Origin of the sequence: Phytobacter sp. V69, from assembly GCF_965644215.1 — a bacterium.
Taxonomy (GTDB): domain Bacteria; phylum Pseudomonadota; class Gammaproteobacteria; order Enterobacterales; family Enterobacteriaceae; genus Phytobacter.
Genome location: NZ_CBFFRL010000004.1, coordinates 40,461 through 60,478, shown reverse-complemented (window position 1 = coordinate 60,478; position 20,018 = coordinate 40,461). Strand labels below are relative to the sequence as shown.

General features: G+C 54.2%; 17 protein-coding genes. All 17 read left to right on the top strand.

The window, feature by feature from the left end:
* Positions 1-644 precede the first annotated feature (644 nt).
* The 17 genes from ACSZPU_RS01450 to wzxC all read left to right on the top strand — a co-directional run bounded on the left by ACSZPU_RS01450 (position 645) and on the right by wzxC (position 19,940).
* A complete protein-coding gene (locus ACSZPU_RS01450) occupies positions 645-1,784 on the top strand; it encodes a polysaccharide export protein (RefSeq protein ID WP_498994739.1) in 1,140 nt (379 codons plus the stop codon).
* Positions 1,785-1,790: 6 nt separating this feature from the next.
* Positions 1,791-2,234 carry a low molecular weight protein-tyrosine-phosphatase Wzb gene (gene wzb, locus ACSZPU_RS01445; RefSeq protein WP_498994737.1) on the top strand — a complete coding sequence of 148 codons (444 nt, stop codon included), beginning with the start codon at positions 1,791-1,793 and terminating at the stop codon, positions 2,232-2,234.
* A gap of 2 nt (positions 2,235-2,236) precedes the next feature.
* Entirely contained in the window at positions 2,237-4,399 is a 2,163-nt protein-coding gene (gene wzc / locus ACSZPU_RS01440; RefSeq protein ID WP_498994735.1) for a tyrosine-protein kinase Wzc, read from the top strand.
* 149 nt (positions 4,400-4,548) lie between these two features.
* Positions 4,549-5,391 carry a colanic acid biosynthesis glycosyltransferase WcaA gene (wcaA, locus tag ACSZPU_RS01435; RefSeq protein WP_498994733.1) on the top strand — a complete coding sequence of 281 codons (843 nt, stop codon included), beginning with the start codon at positions 4,549-4,551 and terminating at the stop codon, positions 5,389-5,391.
* Entirely contained in the window at positions 5,391-5,882 is a 492-nt protein-coding gene (wcaB, locus tag ACSZPU_RS01430; protein WP_498994731.1) for a colanic acid biosynthesis acetyltransferase WcaB, read from the top strand. Before wcaA ends, wcaB begins: the two co-directional genes overlap by 1 nt.
* Complete coding sequence (gene wcaC / locus ACSZPU_RS01425; protein WP_498994729.1) at positions 5,879-7,096, top strand: colanic acid biosynthesis glycosyltransferase WcaC; 1,218 nt, start codon at positions 5,879-5,881, stop codon at positions 7,094-7,096. The genes wcaB and wcaC overlap by 4 nt, the downstream gene beginning before the upstream one ends.
* Positions 7,071-8,291, top strand: a complete 1,221-nt coding sequence (gene wcaD / locus ACSZPU_RS01420; protein WP_498994727.1) for a colanic acid polymerase WcaD — start codon at positions 7,071-7,073, stop codon at positions 8,289-8,291. The genes wcaC and wcaD overlap by 26 nt, the downstream gene beginning before the upstream one ends.
* A gap of 13 nt (positions 8,292-8,304) precedes the next feature.
* Positions 8,305-9,051, top strand: a complete 747-nt coding sequence (wcaE, locus tag ACSZPU_RS01415; RefSeq protein ID WP_498994725.1) for a colanic acid biosynthesis glycosyltransferase WcaE — start codon at positions 8,305-8,307, stop codon at positions 9,049-9,051.
* Positions 9,052-9,198: 147 nt separating this feature from the next.
* A complete protein-coding gene (wcaF, locus tag ACSZPU_RS01410) occupies positions 9,199-9,744 on the top strand; it encodes a colanic acid biosynthesis acetyltransferase WcaF (protein ID WP_498994723.1) in 546 nt (181 codons plus the stop codon).
* Between the two features lie 146 nt (positions 9,745-9,890).
* Complete coding sequence (gene gmd / locus ACSZPU_RS01405) at positions 9,891-11,012, top strand: GDP-mannose 4,6-dehydratase (protein WP_498994721.1); 1,122 nt, start codon at positions 9,891-9,893, stop codon at positions 11,010-11,012.
* 2 nt (positions 11,013-11,014) lie between these two features.
* Positions 11,015-11,980 carry a GDP-L-fucose synthase gene (fcl, locus tag ACSZPU_RS01400; protein ID WP_498994719.1) on the top strand — a complete coding sequence of 322 codons (966 nt, stop codon included), beginning with the start codon at positions 11,015-11,017 and terminating at the stop codon, positions 11,978-11,980.
* A gap of 2 nt (positions 11,981-11,982) precedes the next feature.
* Complete coding sequence (locus ACSZPU_RS01395) at positions 11,983-12,456, top strand: GDP-mannose mannosyl hydrolase (protein ID WP_498994717.1); 474 nt, start codon at positions 11,983-11,985, stop codon at positions 12,454-12,456.
* Positions 12,453-13,757, top strand: a complete 1,305-nt coding sequence (gene wcaI / locus ACSZPU_RS01390) for a colanic acid biosynthesis fucosyltransferase WcaI (RefSeq protein WP_498994715.1) — start codon at positions 12,453-12,455, stop codon at positions 13,755-13,757. Before ACSZPU_RS01395 ends, wcaI begins: the two co-directional genes overlap by 4 nt.
* Complete coding sequence (gene cpsB / locus ACSZPU_RS01385) at positions 13,754-15,190, top strand: mannose-1-phosphate guanyltransferase (RefSeq protein ID WP_498994713.1); 1,437 nt, start codon at positions 13,754-13,756, stop codon at positions 15,188-15,190. The genes wcaI and cpsB overlap by 4 nt, the downstream gene beginning before the upstream one ends.
* Positions 15,191-15,386: 196 nt before the next feature.
* The gene (cpsG, locus tag ACSZPU_RS01380; protein ID WP_498994741.1) at positions 15,387-16,757 is read left to right on the top strand and encodes a colanic acid biosynthesis phosphomannomutase CpsG; all 1,371 of its coding nucleotides are present in this window, start codon (positions 15,387-15,389) and stop codon (positions 16,755-16,757) included.
* Positions 16,758-16,910: 153 nt separating this feature from the next.
* Positions 16,911-18,305 carry an undecaprenyl-phosphate glucose phosphotransferase gene (gene wcaJ / locus ACSZPU_RS01375; RefSeq protein ID WP_498994712.1) on the top strand — a complete coding sequence of 465 codons (1,395 nt, stop codon included), beginning with the start codon at positions 16,911-16,913 and terminating at the stop codon, positions 18,303-18,305.
* A 156-nt stretch (positions 18,306-18,461) separates the two neighbouring features.
* Positions 18,462-19,940, top strand: a complete 1,479-nt coding sequence (gene wzxC / locus ACSZPU_RS01370) for a colanic acid undecaprenyl disphosphate flippase WzxC (RefSeq protein WP_498994710.1) — start codon at positions 18,462-18,464, stop codon at positions 19,938-19,940.
* The last annotated feature ends 78 nt before the right edge of the window (positions 19,941-20,018 follow it).

The following is a 20,018-nucleotide window of genomic DNA, read 5'->3' as shown; positions in this document are numbered from 1 at the left end:
GGATTCAGGCAACCGTCTGTGGTGTTTGCAGAGCTAAGATTGGCGGCTTAGCGTTGCACTTCGGAGTTGAATCCGCCCTATTTCCTTATTAATAATGGGATTATTTCTGGTGATGGATGAGTTTTAATTTTAGGATATTTCGCATGCATAAGCGCAGGTAAGGGATTTGTCAATATCAATAAAATCCTAAAATCTTAAATATTTGCTCTTAATATTATTCTTAAAAACATGTTTATGGCGGGATGTTACCTTGCCTGTAATTCGCTTAGCTGCAACAATTCCTCCAGCATGTTTCAAATATACCTGTGAAGTTATTTTTAATGCAGCTAAACAGCGCAAATCCTTATGTCTGCCGTATTTAAGGTATCCAGGAATATTCTCTATAAGGAGCGGAGTACGAGGGGTGTTTTCAATAACTTACTGTTTAATCAGTGGATTGGTAGCTGAAAGCCAAGGGCGGTAGCCTGCCTGACAGCGTGTCAAAAAGTCTGGATTATTCTGTCAATAGCATGTGGTTGAATAAGCGCTTTTTAGGACTGATACCAGTTATATTAAGTTTCGATTAACTGCATTCTGATTCCGTTGCGACCAGGCACTTATTTAAATACACAGGATAATTACTCTGCAAAAGTGATAATTAATCAATGATGAAATCCAAAACGAAATTGATACCATTATTGGTGTCCATGAGCTTGATGAGTGGCTGCACAGTTTTCCCCGGTAGCAATATGTCAACAATGGGAAAAGATGTGATCAAACAACAAGACGCTGATTTTGATTTAGATCGCATGGTGAATGTCTATCCGTTGACACCACGACTGGTTGAACAATTACGTCCGCGACCGAATGTCGCCCAGCCGAATATGTCGCTGGACCAGGAAATCTCAAACTACCAATATCGCGTTGGCCCAGGGGATGTACTGAGCGTCACCGTCTGGGACCACCCTGAACTGACCACTCCGGCAGGCCAGTACCGTAGTTCAAGCGACACCGGTAACTGGGTACAGCCCGATGGCACCATGTTCTATCCCTACATTGGCAAAGTACATGTTGTCGGCAAAACCCTTGCAGAAATCCGCAGTGATATTACCGGCCGCTTAGCGACGTACATCGCTGACCCGCAGGTGGACGTTAATATCGCCGCTTTCCGTTCGCAGAAGGCCTACATCTCCGGACAGGTCAACAAATCCGGCCAGCAGGCCATTACCAACGTTCCGCTGACCATTCTGGATGCGATCAACGCCGCAGGCGGCCTGACCGATGCCGCCGACTGGCGCAACGTTGTGCTGACCCATGAAGGTAAAGAACAACGCATCTCCCTGCAGGCGCTGATGCAGAACGGCGATTTGAGCCAGAACCGTCTGCTCTATCCGGGTGACATCCTCTTTGTGCCACGTAATGACGATCTGAAAGTCTTCGTCATGGGTGAAGTCAAAAAACAGAGCACGCTCAAAATGGACTTCAGTGGTATGACGCTGACCGAAGCGCTGGGCCAGGCCGAGGGTATCGATCTGACCACCTCCAACGCCAGCGGCATCTTCGTGATCCGTCCGCTGAAAGGCGAGGGCGGTCGCGGTGGCAAGATTGCCAACATTTATCAGCTTGATATGTCCGATGCAACATCGCTGGTGATGGCAACCGAATTCCGCCTCCAGCCGTATGACGTAGTGTACGTGACGACCGCACCGGTTGCTCGCTGGAACCGTCTCATCAACCAGTTGCTGCCAACCATCAGTGGCGTTCGCTACATGACGGACACGGCGCGCGACATTCACACCTGGTGATACGCGATGTTTAACAAAATTCTGGTGGTGTGTGTGGGGAACATTTGCCGTTCCCCCACGGCGGAGCGGCTGCTGAAAAAGTATCAGCCCGCGTTAACGGTAGCGTCAGCCGGTCTGGGGGCGCTGGTTGGGAAAAGTGCGGATGCACAAGCCACCCATGTGGCACAGAAGAATGCACTGTCGCTTGAAGGCCACTGTGCCCGGCAGGTTTCCGGAAGAATGTGCCGTGAATACGACCTGATTCTGGTCATGGAGAAGCGGCATATCGCCGCATTGTGCGAAATCGCGCCGGAGATGCGCGGCAAAGTTATGTTGTTTGGTCACTGGGATGATGAACGAGAAATTCCCGATCCGTATCGCAAAAGCCGCGACGCCTTTGAGGCCGTTTACACCTTACTTGACCAGTCTGCCCGCCAGTGGGCGCAGGCACTGAACGCTCAGCAGGGATAACAATGACAGAGAAAACACACCATTCTGCCGTCCCGGCGGTGGGAAATGATGAAATCGATGTAGGTCGATTAATCGGTACAGTCGTCGAGGCCCGCTGGTGGGTGCTGGGTATTACCTCGTTATTTGCCGCAGCGGCCATCGTCTATTGCCTGTTTGCCACACCTATCTACAGTGCGGATGCGCTGGTACAGATTGAGCAAAATGCCGGGAACTCACTGGTGCAGGATATCGGTTCGGCCCTGTCGAACAAGCCACCGGCCTCGGAAGCGGAAATCCAGCTGATTCAGTCCAGGCTGGTGCTGGGTAAAACTGTTGACGATTTAAACCTGGATATTGCGGTGACTAAAAACACCTTCCCGGTGTTTGGCGCGGGCTGGGACCGGCTGATGGGGCGGCAAAATGACACCGTCAACGTCACCACCTTTACCTTACCCAAAGGGATGAATGAACAGACCTTTACCCTCAAGGTGCTGGGGCCAAAACAGTACGCACTGACCAGCGATGGCGGTTTCAGCGCTCGTGGCGAAGTTGGGCAGCCGCTGAATAAAAACGGGGTGACCATGCTGGTGGGCGCCATTAAGGCAGCTAACGACAGCGAGTTCACCGTCACCAAATTCTCCACTCTCGGGATGATCAACAACCTGCAGAACAGCCTGAGCGTGACGGAGAACGGGAAAGACACCGGGGTGCTGAGCCTGAGCTATATCGGCGAAGATCGCGATCAGATTCGCGACATCCTCAACAGTATCACCCGCAACTACCTGCAACAGAACGTTGAGCGTAAATCAGAGGAAGCGGCGAAGAGTCTCGAGTTCCTCGATAAACAACTGCCGGAAGTGCGCGCCAAGCTGGACGTGGCAGAGAACAAACTCAACAGTTATCGCCAGCAGCAAGACTCCGTCGACCTGCCGCTGGAAGCGAAGTCGGTGCTCGACTCGATGGTCAACATTGATGCACAGCTTAACGAACTGACCTTTAAAGAGGCAGAGATCTCCAAGCTGTACACCAAAGTGCATCCGGCTTACCGCACGCTGCTGGAAAAACGCAAAGCGCTGGAAGATGAAAAGGCCAAACTCAACACCCGCGTCACGGCGATGCCGAAAACGCAGCAGGAGATTGTCCGTCTGACGCGTGATGTGGAATCCGGCCAGCAGGTCTATATGCAGTTGCTCAATAAACAGCAGGAACTGCGTATCACTGAGGCCAGCACCGTGGGCGATGTGCGTATCGTCGATGCGGCTATCACCCAGCCTGGTATCCTGAAACCGAAAAAAGCGCTGATCATTCTCGGCAGCATCATCCTCGGGCTGATCCTGTCGGTGGTGATTGTTCTGCTGCGTTCACTCTTCAACCGCGGTATCGAAAGCCCGCAGGTACTGGAAGAGCAAGGGATCAACGTTTACGCCAGCATCCCGCTGTCTGAATGGCAAAAAGCGCGTGACACGGTCAAAACCATTAAGGGCAGTAAACGTCACAAGCAGAGCCAGTTGCTGGCGGTGGGTAACCCGGCAGATCTGGCGATTGAAGCGGTACGTAGCCTGCGCACCAGCCTGCACTTCGCGATGATGCAGGCACCGAATAACGTTCTGATGATGACTGGGGTCAGCCCGTCGATTGGTAAAACGTTCGTCTGTGCCAACCTGGCGGCAGTGATAAGCCAAACCAATAAACGCGTGCTGATGATCGACTGTGATATGCGCAAAGGCTACTCCCATGAGTTGCTGGGCACCGATAACATCAACGGCCTGTCGGACATTCTGGTCGGCAAGGGGAGTATCGAAAACTGTGCGAAACAGACCTCGATTGCCAATTTTGACCTTGTGCCACGCGGGCTGGTTCCGCCTAACCCGTCGGAACTGCTGATGAGCGAGCGCTTCTCACAACTGCTGGCCTGGGCGAGCAAACACTACGACCTGGTACTGATTGATACCCCGCCAATTCTTGCGGTGACGGATGCCGCCATCGTGGGTCGCCACGCGGGTACCACGCTGATGGTGGTGCGCTATGCGGTGAACACGGTGAAAGAGGTCCAGACCAGTCTGAGCCGCTTTGAGCAAAACGGTATTCAGGTCAAAGGCGTCATCCTGAACTCCATTTTCCGCCGCGCGACCGGCTATCAGGATTACGGCTATTACGAATACGAATACAAGTCTGATAGCAAATAACGTTTAACCCTTACCCCTCACCCCGTCCCTCTCCCCACAGGGGAGAGGGGGAAAATAACTGCAGTCGCTGGCACATGGGCACAGACAGTTCCCTCGCCCCTTCGGGGAGAGGGTTTGGGTGAGGGGAATCTTGATCAATCGAGGAAAAAATGACCACAGAACGTCCGTTAATCTCGATTTATATGCCGACATGGAACCGTCAACAGCTGGCGATCCGCGCCATCAAATCGGTCCTGCGTCAGGATTACCCCCATTGGGAAATGATCATTGTTGACGACTGCTCAACCACGTTTGAACAGTTACAGAGCTTTGTTGAGGAGTTAAATGACCCCCGCGTGAGCTATACCCGTAACGCGTTTAACTCCGGGGCTTGTGCGGTGCGCAACCAGGCGATCATGCAGGCGACGGGGCAGTTTATTACCGGTATCGACGATGACGATGAGTGGACCCCGGACCGTTTGTCCGTGTTCCTGGAACATAAACAGCATCTGGTATCGCGGGCTTTTCTGTATGCCAATGACTATGTCTGTGAAGGCGAAGTCTATTCGCAGCCGACCAGTCTGCCGCTTTACCCGAAATCGCCGTTCTCCCGCAAGCTGTTCTACAAGCGCAATATCGTTGGCAACCAGGTGTTTAGCTGGGCCTGGCGCTTCAAAGAGAGCCTGTTCGATACGCAGCTGAAAGCGGCACAGGATTACGACATCTTTTTGCGCATGGTGGAGCAGTACGGCGAACCGTGGAAAATCGAAAAAGCGACGCAAATTCTGCACATCAACCACGGTGAGATGCAGATTACCTCGTCGCCGAAGAAGTTCTCCGGCTACTTCCATTTCTACCGTAAACACAAAGCCAAATTTGACCGCGCCAGCAAGAAATATCAGTTGTTCACGCTGTACCAGATCCGCAATAAACGCATGAACTGGCGCACGCTGCTGACCCTTTTCTCGGTGCGTAACGGCAAACGTCTGGCTGACGGTCTGCGAGGAAAATGATGCGTCTGGAAGATTTTCGCGCCAATCAATGGAGTTTGCGTCCGTGCTGCATGGTGGCGGCCTATCGCGTCGCCCATTTTTGCTCGGTGTGGCGCAAGAAGAATGTGCTCAACAACCTGTGGGCGGCGCCCATGCTGTTGGCTTACCGCTTTATCACGGAATGTCTGTTCGGCTATGAGATTCAGGCTGCCGCGACCATTGGCCGCCGTTTCACCATTCACCACGGCTACGCGGTGGTGATCAATAAGCATGTGGTTGCCGGTGATGACTTCACCATTCGCCATGGCGTGACCATCGGCAATCGCGGGGCCAGCAACCTGGCCTGCCCGGTTATCGGCAACAACGTCGAACTTGGCGCCAACGTGGTCTTGCTGGGTGAGATCACCATCGGCAATAACGTCATGGTGGGCGCAGGCAGCGTCGTGCTCGACGACGTGCCGGACAATGCGCTGGTGGTGGGTGAAAAAGCGCGGGTGAAGGCAATCAAATGAATATATTACAGTTTAACGTTCGCCTCGCCGAAGGTGGCGCGGCGGGTGTCGCGCTGGATTTGCACCAGCGGGCACTGCAGCAGGGCATGCATTCACGTTTTGTTTATGGCTACGGGAAAGGCGGCAAGAAAAGTGTCAGCCATGACCAGTATCCCGAAGTGTTCAAACAGACCCCGCGTCTGACGTCTATTGCGAACCTGGCGCTGTTTCGCCTGTTTAATCGCGACGTGTTTGGCAATCTCAATAATCTCTATCGCAGCGTCAGCCGCATCAATGGGCCGGTAGTGCTGCACTTTCACGTGATGCATAGCTACTGGCTGAACCTGGCCGAGGTAGTGGCATTTTGCCAGAAGCTGAAAGCGCATAAGCCGGATGTGACCTTCGTCTGGACGCTGCATGACCACTGGAGCGTCACCGGGCGCTGCGCGTTTACCGATGGCTGTGAAGGCTGGAAGCAGGGCTGCCAGAAGTGTCCGACCCTGGCGAACTATCCGCCGGTCAAAGTGGATCGCGCGCATCAGTTGGTGGACGAGAAGCGTCATCTGTTTAACGAGATGATGGCGCTTGGCTGCCAGTTCATTTCGCCAAGCCAGCACGTGGCGGAGGCGTTCAACAGCCTGTACGGTGCCGGTCGCTGCCGCATTATCAATAACGGGATTGATGTGGCGACCGAGGCCATTCTGGCGGATTTATCCCCGATTACCGTCACCCACGGGCGACCGAAAATCGCCGTGGTGGCCCACGACCTGCGCTATGACGGCAAGACGAACCAACAGCTGGTTCGCGACGTGCTGGCGCTGGGCGAGAAGGTGGAAGTGCACACCTTTGGCAAGTTTTCTCCCTTTGAGGGGACAAACGTGGTGAACCACGGGTTTCTGACGGACAAGCGTCAGTTGATGAGCGAACTCAACAAGATGGATGCGCTGCTGTTTACCTCTCGCGTGGACAACTACCCGCTAATTTTGTGTGAAGCGCTGTCCATCGGCGTGCCGGTTATCGCCACGCACAGCGACGCGGCGCGTGAGGTGCTGGAAAAGTCGGGCGGTAAAACCTTTAGCGAAGCGGAAGTGGTACCGCTGGTACAACGTCACAAAGCCGATATCGCGCAGGCCGTATTTTCGACCTCGCTGGAGGCGTTTAGCGCACGCAGCCGCCGCGCGTACAGCGGGCAACAGATGCTGGAGGAATATGTCTCATTCTATCAGGGTCTGTAGTTATCTCCTGCTGCCGCTAATTTACCTGCTGGTTAACGTGAAGATTTTCCAGCTTGGCGAAAGCTTTCCGATAACCATCGTGACGTTCTTGCCGCTGCTGCTGTTGCTTTACGTGGACAGAATCAACCTGAAAAAGTTGATGATTGCCCTCGGCACGGGTGCTTTTTTGACGCTGTTTAACTACATTTTTGGCCAGTCGCTCAACGCCGGGAAATACGTGACCTCCGCGATGCTGTTTGTCTACATCGTGATCATCATCGGCATGGTGTGGAGCATTCGCTTTAAAACCGTGTCACCGCATAACTACCGAAAAATTCTGCGCTTCTTCTACGTGGTGGTGGGGATGGTGGTGATGCTGGCCGCGGCGGAAATGGCGCAAATTATTCTCTCCGGTGGCAGTAGCCTGATGGAGATGATTTCGAAATATTTGATCTACAGTAACAGCTACGTACTGAATTTTATCAAATTTGGCGGTAAGCGAACCACGGCACTTTATTTCGAACCGGCATTCTTCGCTCTGGCATTAATCTCAATTTGGCTCAGCATCAAACAGTTTGGTATCAAAACGCCGAAGACAGATGCTATGATTCTGGCAGGGATAGTTCTTTCGGGATCGTTTTCAGGGGTAATGACATTTATCCTTTTTTATCTGCTGGAGTGGGCATTCCAGTATTTAAACAAGGAAGCGATACGCAAGAAGTTACCGTTAGCCATTATTTCACTGGCGGTATTTGTTGTCGGGGTAGTGTTCGCCTTTCCTTATATTGCGGAACGACTCGGTGATTTAGGGACAGAAGGCTCCTCCTCGTATTATCGCATTATCGGTCCGCTGGCGATGGTGGGATATTCCCTGGCCAATGTTGATGGCGTCGTAAGATTTGGCTCACTTTACGAATATGTCGCATCATTCGGAATCTTTAACGGTGCAGATGTCGGTAAAACCATAGACAATGGGTTGTATCTGTTAATTATCTATTTTTCATGGTTTGCCGTATTACTGACCGGTTGGTATTTGTTCAAAGTAGCAAGAATGACTGTCAATGCGTTTGGTAATAATCAGAATTTTCGTGTTCAACTTTATCTGTTTGCTCCTATATCGTGGTTTTTTACGGGGTCGATTTTTAGTCCTGAATACGCATTTTTAATTGTTTGCCCGTTTATTTTCCGCAAAGCGTTGAATATTTCGAGCATATGACGAGGTGGGTCACATGTTACTGAGCGTTATTACCGTTGCGTTTCGTAATTATGAAGGCGTGATGAATACCTGGAAATCGCTGGCCCATCTGGCACAGGCGCAGGATATCGTTTTCGAATGGATTGTTGTTGATGGCGGCTCGGCAGACGGTACCGCAGAATTTCTGGAAAACCTCAATGGCCAGTACCACTTACGCTACGTCAGCGAGAAAGATAAAGGCATCTATGATGCCATGAACAAAGGCATCAACATGGCAGATGGTCGCTTCGCGCTGTTCCTCAATTCCGGTGATATTCTGCACCCGGAAAGCGTGGAGGTGATTCGCCAGCTGGCACAAGAACGTGACAATGCGATGTACATTGGCGATGCATTATTAGATTTTGGCGATGGCAACAAAATACGCCGCAGCGCAAAGCGCGGCTGGTATATTTATCACAGCTTGCCCGCCAGTCATCAGGCAATATTCTTCCCGATGAGTGGCCTGAAAACCTACCCCTACGACTTACAATATAAAGTCTCTTCCGATTACGCATTGGCAGCCAGAATGTTTAAGGCGGGATTCTCCTTTAAGCGCCTGCACGGTCTGGTGTCCGAATTTTCCATGGGCGGCGTGTCAACATCGAATAACCTTGAATTATGTCGGGATGCTCGTGACGTCCAACGAAAAATATTACGCGTACCGGGATTTTGGGCGGAATTATCGTACCTGTTGCGCCTGCGGACTACCGGTAAAGCGAAAGCCTTATATAACAAAGCATAATGTGAATGCCCTAAATAATTCGAGTCGCAGGAAGGCGACAAGTAAGAGAATTCCGATGAGCTTACTCAAGTAAGTGATTCGGATGAACGAACGCAGTCAACGCACCGGGGGCTTGAAGAATAACGGGCACACGTATAAGGAATCACGATGCAAGAATTACAGGGATTCTCCGTGCCGAAAGGCTTTCGGGGCGGGAATGCTATTAAGGTTCAACTGTGGTGGGCGGTACAAGCAACATTATTTGCCTGGTCACCACAAATTATGTATCGCTGGCGCGCGTTCCTGCTGCGTTTATTCGGTGCAAAAATCGGAAAAAACGTAGTGATTCGCCCGTCGGTGAAAATAACGTATCCGTGGAAATTAACGCTTGGGGATTATAGCTGGGTTGGCGATGACGCCGTGTTATACACCCTGGGCGATATTTCAATCGGTGCTAATTCTGTGATTTCGCAGAAATGTTATTTGTGTACCGGCAGTCACGATTTTATGAGCGCGCATTTTGATATTACCGCGCAGCCTATCGTGATTGGCGACAAATGCTGGCTGGCAACGGATGTGTTTGTTGCTCCCGGCGTGTGTATCGGCGACGGAACGGTTGTTGGTGCGCGCAGTAGTGTGTTTAAGACGCTTGCGGCAAACAAAGTTTGTCGTGGCAATCCCGCAGTGGTAACACGCGAACGCGTTGAAAAATAAACAGTTTCCCCGTCATATTTCGGGCTGTAGCTGTGTTGGCTTTCCTCGCTTAACCAGTCACTTACATCAGTAAGCTCCTGGCTAAGCTGTGTTGCCGCCTTGCTACAACCCGAACTATTTAGGGGATTATTTAAGAGGTATTAAAAATGACTAAAGTCGCACTCATCACTGGCGTAACCGGACAAGACGGTTCCTATCTGGCCGAACTGCTTCTCGAGAAGGGTTACGAAGTTCATGGCATCAAGCGTCGTGCCTCTTCATTCAATACCGAGCGTGTGGACCATATTTATCAGGATCCGCACACCAGCAACCCGAAATTCCACCTGCACTATGGCGATCTGACGGACTCCTCCAACCTGACCCGTATCCTGCAGGAAGTACAGCCGGATGAGGTCTACAACCTTGGCGCGATGAGCCACGTGGCGGTCTCTTTCGAATCCCCGGAATACACCGCCGACGTTGACGGCATGGGTACTCTGCGCCTGCTGGAGGCGATTCGCTTCCTCGGCCTGGAGAAGAAAACCCGTTTCTACCAGGCGTCCACCTCTGAACTGTACGGCCTGGTGCAGGAAATCCCGCAGAAAGAGACCACGCCATTCTACCCACGCTCTCCGTATGCCGTGGCAAAACTGTACGCCTACTGGATCACCGTCAACTACCGTGAATCCTATGGCATGTACGCCTGTAACGGCATTCTTTTCAACCACGAATCTCCGCGCCGTGGTGAAACCTTCGTGACCCGCAAAATCACCCGTGCGATTGCTAACATCGCGCAGGGCCTCGAATCCTGCCTGTACCTCGGCAACATGGATTCCCTGCGTGACTGGGGTCATGCCAAAGACTACGTGAAAATGCAGTGGATGATGCTGCAGCAGGACCACCCGGAAGATTTCGTTATCGCCACCGGCGTGCAGTATTCCGTGCGTCAGTTCGTGGAAATGGCGGCGGCGCAACTGGGTATCAAACTGCGCTTTGAAGGCAAAGGCGTGGAAGAGAAGGGGATTGTGGTCTCCGTCACCGGTCACGATGCACCGGGCGTGAAACCGGGTGATGTGATTGTTGCCGTTGACCCGCGCTACTTCCGTCCGGCGGAAGTGGAAACCCTGCTCGGTGACCCGACCAAAGCGCATGAGAAACTGGGCTGGAAACCGGAAACCACGCTACAGGAGATGGTCTCTGAGATGGTAGCCAAAGATCTTGAAGCGGCGAAAAAACACTCGCTGCTGAAAGCCCACGGTTACGAGGTTGCCATCGCGCTGGAGTCTTAAGCATGACGAAACAACGTATCTTTGTCGCGGGTCACCGCGGCATGGTCGGGTCGGCCATTGTCAGACTGCTGGCGCAACGCGAAGACGTGGAGCTGGTACTGCGCAACCGTGATGAACTAAATCTGCTCGATACGGTACAGGTGCAGGCGTTTTTTGCCAGCGAACGTATCGACCAGGTCTATCTGGCGGCGGCGAAAGTGGGCGGCATTGTCGCCAATAACACGTACCCGGCGGATTTCATCTACGAGAACATGATGATTGAGAGCAACATCATTCACGCGGCGCATCTGTACGACGTGAACAAGCTGTTGTTCCTCGGTTCATCCTGTATCTACCCGAAGCTGGCGCATCAGCCGATGGCGGAAAGCGAACTGCTGCAGGGGACGCTGGAAGCGACTAACGAGCCGTACGCCATTGCCAAAATTGCCGGGATCAAGCTGTGCGAGTCTTACAACCGTCAGTACAACCGTGATTACCGCTCGGTGATGCCGACCAACCTGTACGGGCCGAATGACAACTTCCACCCGAGCAACTCCCACGTGATCCCGGCGCTGCTGCGCCGCTTTCATGAAGCCACGCTTGGCAACGCGCCTGACGTGGTGGTGTGGGGCAGCGGCACGCCGATGCGTGAATTCCTGCACGTGGATGACATGGCCGCGGCCAGCATCCACGTGATGGAGCTGGACAGGGAAGTGTGGCAGGAGAATACCGAACCGATGCTGTCGCACATTAACGTTGGCACCGGTGTGGACTGCACCATCCGCGAGCTGGCGCAAACGCTCGCCCAGGTGACGGGGTACAAAGGCCGCGTGGTCTTTGACGCCACCAAACCGGACGGCACGCCACGCAAACTGCTGGATGTGTCACGCCTGCATGCGCTCGGCTGGTATCACGAGATCTCACTGGAGCAGGGGCTGGCCAGCACCTATCAGTGGTTCCTTGAAAACCAGCAACGGTTCCGGGGGTAAGCATGTTTTTACGTCCGGAAGATTTTGCCACGGTCGTGCGTTCGACCCCGCTCATCTCCATCGATCTCATCGTGGAGAACGACAGCGGCGAGTTTTTACTCGGTAAGCGTACGAATCGTCCGGCGCAGGGTTACTGGTTTGTGCCGGGTGGGCGGGTGCAGAAAGATGAACCGCTGGCGAGCGCCTTTGAGCGTCTGACGCTGGCAGAACTGGGCGTACTCCTGCCGATGTCGGCAGGAGAGTTTTATGGCGTCTGGCAGCATTTCTACGACGATAACTTTTCCGGCAGCGACTTCTCGACCCACTACATCGTGCTCGGGTTCCGCGTGCGGGTGGATGCGTCCACTCTGGCGCTGCCGCCGGATCAGCACGATGACTATCGCTGGTTGACGTCGGATAGGCTGATTGCCGACCCGCTGGTACATGACAACAGCCGTGCCTACTTTAAGGAAGCGCGGGGAGTACCGGGCTTATGAAAATTCTCGTTTACGGCATCAACTATGCGCCGGAGTTAACCGGCATCGGTAAATACACCGGCGAAATGGTGGAATGGATGGCCCGTCAGGGGCATGACGTCCGGGTGATTACTGCACCGCCGTACTACCCCGAGTGGCAGGTCGGCGAGGCCTATTCTGGCTGGCGTTATCGCCGGGAAAACGGTGCCGCGACCGTCTGGCGCTGTCCGCTGTATGTGCCGAAACAGCCGTCGACCCTGAAACGACTGATTCACCTGACCAGCTTCGCCGTGAGCAGCTTTTTCCCGCTGATGGCGCAGCGTCGCTGGAAGCCGGATCGCATCATCGGCGTGGTGCCAACGCTGTTTTGCACGCCGGGTATGCGGCTGCTGGCAAAACTGACCGGCGCCCGCACGTTGCTGCACGTTCAGGATTACGAAGTTGACGCCATGCTTGGCTTAGGGATGGCCGGAAAGGGCAAAACCGGCAAAGTGGCAAAGCTGGCCGCCGCGTTTGAGCGCAGCGGTCTGCATAACGTCGACAACGTTTCCACCATTTCCCGCTCAATGATGAATAAAGCACGGGAAAAAGGGGTGGAAGCCGGGCGGATAATCTTCTTCCCGAACTGGTCAGAAGTGGCCCGTTTTCGTGAGGTTGACCCGCAGGCCGTGGCGCAGCTGAGAGACGCGCTGGAACTGCCGGACGACAAAAAAATCATTCTTTATTCCGGCAACATCGGCGAGAAGCAGGGGCTGGAAAATGTGATTGCTGCAGCGGCAAACCTTCGCGACCAGCCGTGGCTATTTGTGATTGTCGGCCAGGGCGGCGGCAAGCTCAGACTGGAAAAACAGGCCCTGCAAGAAGGGCTGGATAACGTGAAATTCTTCCCGTTGCAGTCTTACGACGCGCTGCCTGCGCTGCTCAAGATGGCCGACTGCCATCTGGTGATTCAAAAACGCGGTGCGGCGGATGCCGTACTGCCATCGAAACTGACCAATATCCTCGCCGTGGGCGGCAATGCCGTTATCACCGCCGAGGCGTCCACCGAGCTGGGCCAGCTTTGTCTGGCATCGCCGGGTATTGCCGTGTGCGTGGAGCCGGAATCCGTTCCTGCCCTCACGGCGGGCATCGAACAGGCGCTGTTGATGCCCAAAACCAACACGGTGGCACGTGAATATGCCGAACGCACGCTCGAGAAAGAGAGCGTGTTAACCCAGTTTATGACTGATATCTCCCGACGCGATCCGGTGGTCAGTGCAGGGCAGGCTGCCCATGCACAAGACGAACGCCTGCATTACGAAGGGAATGGGGATAAATCATGAGTCAAACGCAACTGTATCCGGTCGTGATGGCCGGAGGCTCCGGCAGCCGCCTGTGGCCACTGTCCCGTGTCCTTTACCCAAAACAGTTCCTGTGCCTGAAAGGCGACCTGACCATGCTGCAGACAACCGTCTGCCGTCTGGACGGGGTGGAGTGTGAAAGCCCGGTGGTTATCTGCAACGAACAACATCGTTTTATCGTTGCCGAGCAGCTGCGCCAGCTCAATAAGCTGACAGAAAACATCATTCTTGAACCGGCGGGGCGTAACACCGCACCGGCGATCGCGCTGGCCGCCATGGCGGTCAAACGTCATAACCCGGACAGCGACCCGCTGATGCTGGTGCTGGCAGCGGATCACGTTATTCAGGATGAAGAGGCGTTTCGCGCGTCGGTACGCCAGGCGCTGGCCTATGCCGAAAGCGGCAAACTGGTGACCTTTGGCATCGTGCCGGATCTGCCGGAAACCGGCTACGGTTACATTCGCCGTGGCGAAGTGACCTCAGGCAAAGGTGACGGACTGGCCTTTGACGTGGCGCAGTTTGTGGAAAAACCGAATCTCGACACCGCGCAGGGCTATGTGGCGAGCGGCGAATATTACTGGAACAGTGGCATGTTCTTGTTCAGCGCCGGACGTTACCTGGAAGAGCTGCAAAAATACCGTCCCGATATCTATGAGGCCTGTGAGCGGGCTATGGATGCGACGGACCCGGATCTCGATTTTATCCGCGTGGATGAGGCGTCGTTCCTCGCCTGTCCGGAAGAGTCTATCGACTACGCGGTGATGGAAAAAACCGCCGATGCGGTAGTGGTTCCGATGGATGCCGGCTGGAGCGATGTCGGTTCCTGGTCTTCACTCTGGGAAATCAGCGCCCATACGCCCGAGGGAAACGTCCATCACGGCGACGTCATCAGTCATGAAACGGAAAACAGCTTCGTCTATGCGGAGTCCGGTCTGGTCACCACCGTCGGCGTGAAAGATCTCGTGGTGGTTCAGACCAAGGATGCGGTGCTGATTGCCGACCGCAATCATGTGCAGGACGTGAAAAAAGTGGTGGAGCAAATCAAAGCCGATGGCCGCCATGAGCACCACATTCACCGCGAAGTTTACCGTCCATGGGGCAAATATGACTCCATCGATGCGGGCGACCGCTACCAGGTGAAACGCATCACCGTGAAACCCGGCGAAGGGCTTTCCGTGCAGATGCATCATCACCGCGCTGAACACTGGGTGGTGGTGGCCGGTACGGCAAAAGTCACCATCAATGACGATATCAAACTGCTGGGCGAGAACGAGTCAATCTATATTCCGCTCGGCGCGCGCCACTGTCTGGAGAACCCGGGGAAAATTCCCCTCGATCTGATTGAAGTACGGTCCGGTTCGTATCTTGAAGAGGACGATATTGTGCGATTTGAAGATCGGTACGGACGCATCTAATTCTATCCATCATCTTTCGTGCCGCAGGTGTGTTAGCGCCTTTGCTCACCCCAGTTACTTAGTTGACTAAGTCCCTGGGGATTCGCGCAGACGCTGCCTTCCTGCAACGCGAAATCTAATGGATATAACGACTGAATTCTTTTGATTATTTCTCCACTCCGGAGAGGGCGAACTGTTGCCTGAAAACGAGGTAATGATGGAAAAATTAACCTGTTTTAAAGCCTACGATATTCGCGGCAAGCTGGGTGAAGAGCTGAATGAAGACATTGCCTGGCGCATTGGCCGGGCCTACGGCGAATATTTAAAACCGAAAACGATCGTGCTGGGCGGCGATGTCCGTTTGACCAGCGAAACGCTAAAACTGGCGCTGGCCAAAGGGCTGCAAGATGCCGGTGTGGACGTCCTGGATATTGGACTTTCCGGTACCGAAGAGATCTATTTTGCCACCTTCCACCTGGGTGTGGATGGTGGTATCGAAGTTACCGCTAGCCATAACCCAATGGACTACAACGGGATGAAGCTGGTGCGTAAAGGCGCGCGTCCGATCAGCGGTGATACGGGGCTGCGTGATGTTCAGCGCCTGGCGGAAGCGAATGATTTCCCGCCTGTCGACCAGAACAATCGCGGCAGCTACCAGCAAATCAACCTGCGTGATGCCTATGTTGATCACCTGCTCGGCTATGTCGACCTGTCGAATTTCAAACCATTACGACTGGTCATTAATTCCGGTAACGGGGCGGCAGGGCCGGTTATTGACGCCCTGGAAGAACGCTTTAAGGCGCGCAATATCCCCGTCACCTTTATCAAGGTGCACAACACCCCCGATGGTAACTTCCCGAACGGCATCCCGAACCCTCTGCTGCCGGAGTGTCGCGGCGACACCCGCAATGCGGTCATTGAGCATCGTGCGGATCTCGGTATCGCGTTTGACGGAGATTTTGACCGCTGCTTCTTCTTTGACGGCGGCGGCCAGTTTATCGAGGGGTATTACATCGTCGGTCTGCTGGCGCAGGCATTCCTCGAGAAAAACCCTGGTGCGAAGATCATTCACGACCCGCGTCTTTCCTGGAACACGGTAGATGTGGTAACCGCGGCAGGCGGTAAGCCGGTGATGTCGAAAACAGGGCACGCGTTTATCAAAGAGCGCATGCGCGAAGAGGATGCGATCTACGGCGGTGAGATGAGCGCGCATCACTATTTCCGCGATTTTGCCTACTGCGACAGCGGCATGATCCCCTGGCTGTTGGTGACGGAGCTGCTGTGTCTGCAGGGTAAAACGCTGGAAGAGCTGGTTCGCGATCGCATGACCGCCTTCCCGGCCAGCGGCGAGATCAACTTAAAGCTGGCGCAGGCCTCACCCGCAATCGCCCGTGTCGAGGCGCATTTCAATGGCTCTGCGCTTAGCGTTGACCGTACCGATGGCATCAGCATGTCCTTCCCGGACTGGCGCTTTAATCTGCGCTCGTCCAACACCGAACCAGTCGTGCGTCTGAATGTGGAGTCGCGCAGCGACACCGCGCTGATGGAGGCACGAACGCAGGACATTCTGGCGCTGTTGAAACAGTAATCCCTGTTTTTCCCCTCACCCTAACCCTCTCCCCTGAGGGGAGAGGGGACCGTAAGTTGGCGCTTTCTGTCATGTGCCCGATACGGTTTTCTGCCTCTCCCTCTGGGGGGAGAGGGCTGGCGTGAAGGGTAAAATGAATGAATAGGTACAACGATGACAAATCTAAAAAAGCGCGACCGGGCCAAAACGAATGCATCGTTAATCTCCATCGTGCAGCGATTCTCAGACATCACCATCATGTTCAGTGGGCTGTATGTGGTCTGTAGGTTCAATGCGTTGCCGTTCTTTTATCAGCATCTGCTGATGGCCCTGATTACCCTGGTGGTATTCCAGATGATTGGCGGCATGACCGATTTTTATCGTTCATGGCGTGGTGTGCGGTTTATGACCGAGCTGGTTTTACTGTTGCAGAACTGGACCCTCAGTTTTGTCTTTAGCGCCGGTCTGGTGGCTTTTCGCAGCGAATTCAACAATACCTTTGCCCTCTATTTTGCCTGGTACTTGCTCAGCAGTTCCGGCCTGATTATTTGCCGCGGTGTGATCCGTTTTGCCGCGGGCTGGCTGCGTAATCACGGCTACAACACCCGCCGCGTTGCGGTGGTGGGCGACCTTCCCGCGGGCCAGGAACTGCTGGACGGTTTTCGTAATGAGCCGTGGCTGGGTTTTGAAGTGGTCGGTGTGTATCACGATGCGAAACCGGGCGGCGTAACCAGCGACTGGGTGGGGAATTTTGATCAACTGCTGGACGATGCCCGTGCCGGGAAAATCCACAACGTCTATATCGCCATGTCGATGAACGACGCCGCCTGCATCAAACGGCTGGTGCGCCAGCTGGCAGACACCACCTGCTCGGTGATCCTGATCCCGGATGTTTTCACCTTCAATATTCTGCATTCGCGTATTGAAGAGGTGAACGGGGTGCCGGTGGTGCCGCTGTACGACACGCCGCTGTCAGGGGTCAACCGCATTCTCAAACGTCTCGAAGATATCGTGCTGGCGTCGCTGATCCTGATGCTGATTTCTCCGGTTCTGCTGGGGATCTCACTGGCGGTGAAATTGACCTCGCCAGGCCCGGTTATCTTCCGCCAGACCCGTTACGGCATGGACGGTAAAGCGATCATGGTGTGGAAATTCCGCTCCATGAAAGTGATGGAAAACGACAAGGTGGTGACCCAGGCCACGCAAAACGATCCGCGCGTGACCAAAGTGGGCAGCTTCCTGCGTCGTACCTCACTGGATGAGCTGCCGCAGTTTATCAACGTGCTGACCGGCGGGATGTCCATCGTCGGGCCGCGTCCGCATGCGGTGGCGCATAACGAGCAATATCGTCAGCTGATTGAAGGCTACATGCTGCGCCATAAAGTGAAACCCGGTATTACTGGCTGGGCGCAGATTAATGGCTGGCGCGGCGAGACGGATACGCTGGAAAAAATGGAAAAACGCGTTGAGTTCGACCTCGAGTACATCCGCGAATGGAGCGTGTGGTTCGATATCAAAATCGTTTTTCTGACCATTTTTAAAGGGTTTGTGAATAAAGCGGCGTATTAGGAACCTGTCCCATAAGGCTGTTTTGCTGGTCATTTTGAACCTGGGCAGTGCTCAAAATCCTCACGTACTTCGTGTACGTTCCGGTTTTTCCGCGCTGTCCGAGTTCAAACTGCCTGCGCCAATAACGCCTTATGGGTCATGTTCAAAGGAAAAATCATGAGCTTACGTGAAAAAACCATCAGCGGGGCGAAATGGTCGGCCATGGCGACGCTGACCATTATCGGCCTTGGGCTGGTTCAGATGACGGTGCTGGCACGCATTATCGATAACCACCAGTTTGGTCTGCTGACCGTCTCGCTGGTGATTATCGCGCTGGCGGATACGCTGTCAGATTTTGGCATTGCAAACTCCATTATTCAGCGCAAAGAGATAAGCCATCTCGAGCTCACCACCCTGTACTGGCTGAACGTCGGGCTGGGGCTGGTGGTCTGCGTGGCTATCTTTTTACTCAGCGACCTGATTGCCGGGGTGCTGCATAACCCGGATCTGGCGCCGCTTATTAAAACCCTGTCGCTGGCGTTTGTGGTGATCCCGCACGGTCAGCAGTTCCGTGCGCTGATGCAAAAGGAGCTGGAGTTCAACAAGATTGGCAGCATTGAGACCGTTTCGGTGCTGGCGGGCTTTACCTTCACGGTGGTGAGCGCCTTTTACTGGCCGCTGGCAATGACCGCCATCCTCGGTTATCTGGTGAACAGCGCCGTGCGTACGTTGCTGTTCGGCTGGTTTGGCCGCAAGATCTACCGTCCTGGCCTGCACTTTTCTCTGCGTTCGGTTAGCTCCAACCTTAAGTTTGGCGCGTGGCTGACGGCAGACAGCATCATCAACTACGTCAACACCAACCTCTCCACGCTGGTACTGGCGCGTATCCTCGGGGCCAGCGTCGCCGGTGGGTACAACCTGGCCTATAACGTGGCCGTCGTGCCGCCCATGAAGCTCAACCCGATTATTACGCGCGTCCTGTTCCCGGCCTTCGCCAAGATTCAGGATGACACGGAAAAGCTGCGGCTCAATTTTTACAAGCTGCTGTCGGTGGTGGGGATCATCAACTTCCCGATCCTGCTGGGGCTGCTGGTGGTGTCGAATAACTTCGTGCCGCTGGTGTTCGGTGAGAAGTGGAGCAGCATCATTCCCATCCTGCAATTGTTGTGCATTGTGGGTCTGCTGCGCGCGGTAGGGAACCCGATTGGCTCGCTGTTAATGGCCAAGGCGCGGGTAGATATCAGCTTTAAATTCAATGTCTTTAAAACCTTTTTGTTTATTCCCGCCATCATTGTCGGCGGCCACCTGGCAGGCGCGATTGGCGTCACGCTGGGCTTTCTGCTGGTGCAGATTATCAACACCGTCCTGAGCTATTTCGTGATGATTAAACCGGTTCTCGGTTCCAGCTATCGCCAGTACATCCTGAGTCTGTGGCTGCCGTTTTACCTGTCGCTGCCGACGTTGGTGGTGAGCTACGGGTTGGACCTGGCACTCGCCGGGCACCTGCCGATCGCGGCACTGCTTGCCGTCCAGGTGGCAGCGGGCGCGCTGGCCTTCGCAGTGATGATTGTGCTTTCCCGCAATGCGCTGGTGGTGGAGATGAAGCGCCAGTTTTGTCGCAACGAGAAGATGAAAACGTTATTGCGTGCGGGGTAATCCGCAGCCGGTTTTCCCCCTTTCCTGCGGGAGAGGGCAGGGGTGAAGGCATGAGGCCACACCCGGAAAGAAAGAACC

Coding starts and splice junctions, on each gene's coding strand:
- wcaA (WP_498994733.1), top strand. CDS start 4,549: ATGACCACAGAACGTCCGTTAATCTCGATTTATATGCCGACATGGAAC.
- wcaI (WP_498994715.1), top strand. CDS start 12,453: ATGAAAATTCTCGTTTACGGCATCAACTATGCGCCGGAGTTAACCGGC.
- wcaC (WP_498994729.1), top strand. CDS start 5,879: ATGAATATATTACAGTTTAACGTTCGCCTCGCCGAAGGTGGCGCGGCG.
- wcaE (WP_498994725.1), top strand. CDS start 8,305: ATGTTACTGAGCGTTATTACCGTTGCGTTTCGTAATTATGAAGGCGTG.
- cpsG (WP_498994741.1), top strand. CDS start 15,387: ATGGAAAAATTAACCTGTTTTAAAGCCTACGATATTCGCGGCAAGCTG.
- wcaJ (WP_498994712.1), top strand. CDS start 16,911: ATGACAAATCTAAAAAAGCGCGACCGGGCCAAAACGAATGCATCGTTA.
- cpsB (WP_498994713.1), top strand. CDS start 13,754: ATGAGTCAAACGCAACTGTATCCGGTCGTGATGGCCGGAGGCTCCGGC.
- wzb (WP_498994737.1), top strand. CDS start 1,791: ATGTTTAACAAAATTCTGGTGGTGTGTGTGGGGAACATTTGCCGTTCC.
- fcl (WP_498994719.1), top strand. CDS start 11,015: ATGACGAAACAACGTATCTTTGTCGCGGGTCACCGCGGCATGGTCGGG.
- ACSZPU_RS01395 (WP_498994717.1), top strand. CDS start 11,983: ATGTTTTTACGTCCGGAAGATTTTGCCACGGTCGTGCGTTCGACCCCG.
- gmd (WP_498994721.1), top strand. CDS start 9,891: ATGACTAAAGTCGCACTCATCACTGGCGTAACCGGACAAGACGGTTCC.
- ACSZPU_RS01450 (WP_498994739.1), top strand. CDS start 645: ATGATGAAATCCAAAACGAAATTGATACCATTATTGGTGTCCATGAGC.
- wzc (WP_498994735.1), top strand. CDS start 2,237: ATGACAGAGAAAACACACCATTCTGCCGTCCCGGCGGTGGGAAATGAT.
- wcaD (WP_498994727.1), top strand. CDS start 7,071: ATGTCTCATTCTATCAGGGTCTGTAGTTATCTCCTGCTGCCGCTAATT.
- wzxC (WP_498994710.1), top strand. CDS start 18,462: ATGAGCTTACGTGAAAAAACCATCAGCGGGGCGAAATGGTCGGCCATG.
- wcaF (WP_498994723.1), top strand. CDS start 9,199: ATGCAAGAATTACAGGGATTCTCCGTGCCGAAAGGCTTTCGGGGCGGG.
- wcaB (WP_498994731.1), top strand. CDS start 5,391: ATGCGTCTGGAAGATTTTCGCGCCAATCAATGGAGTTTGCGTCCGTGC.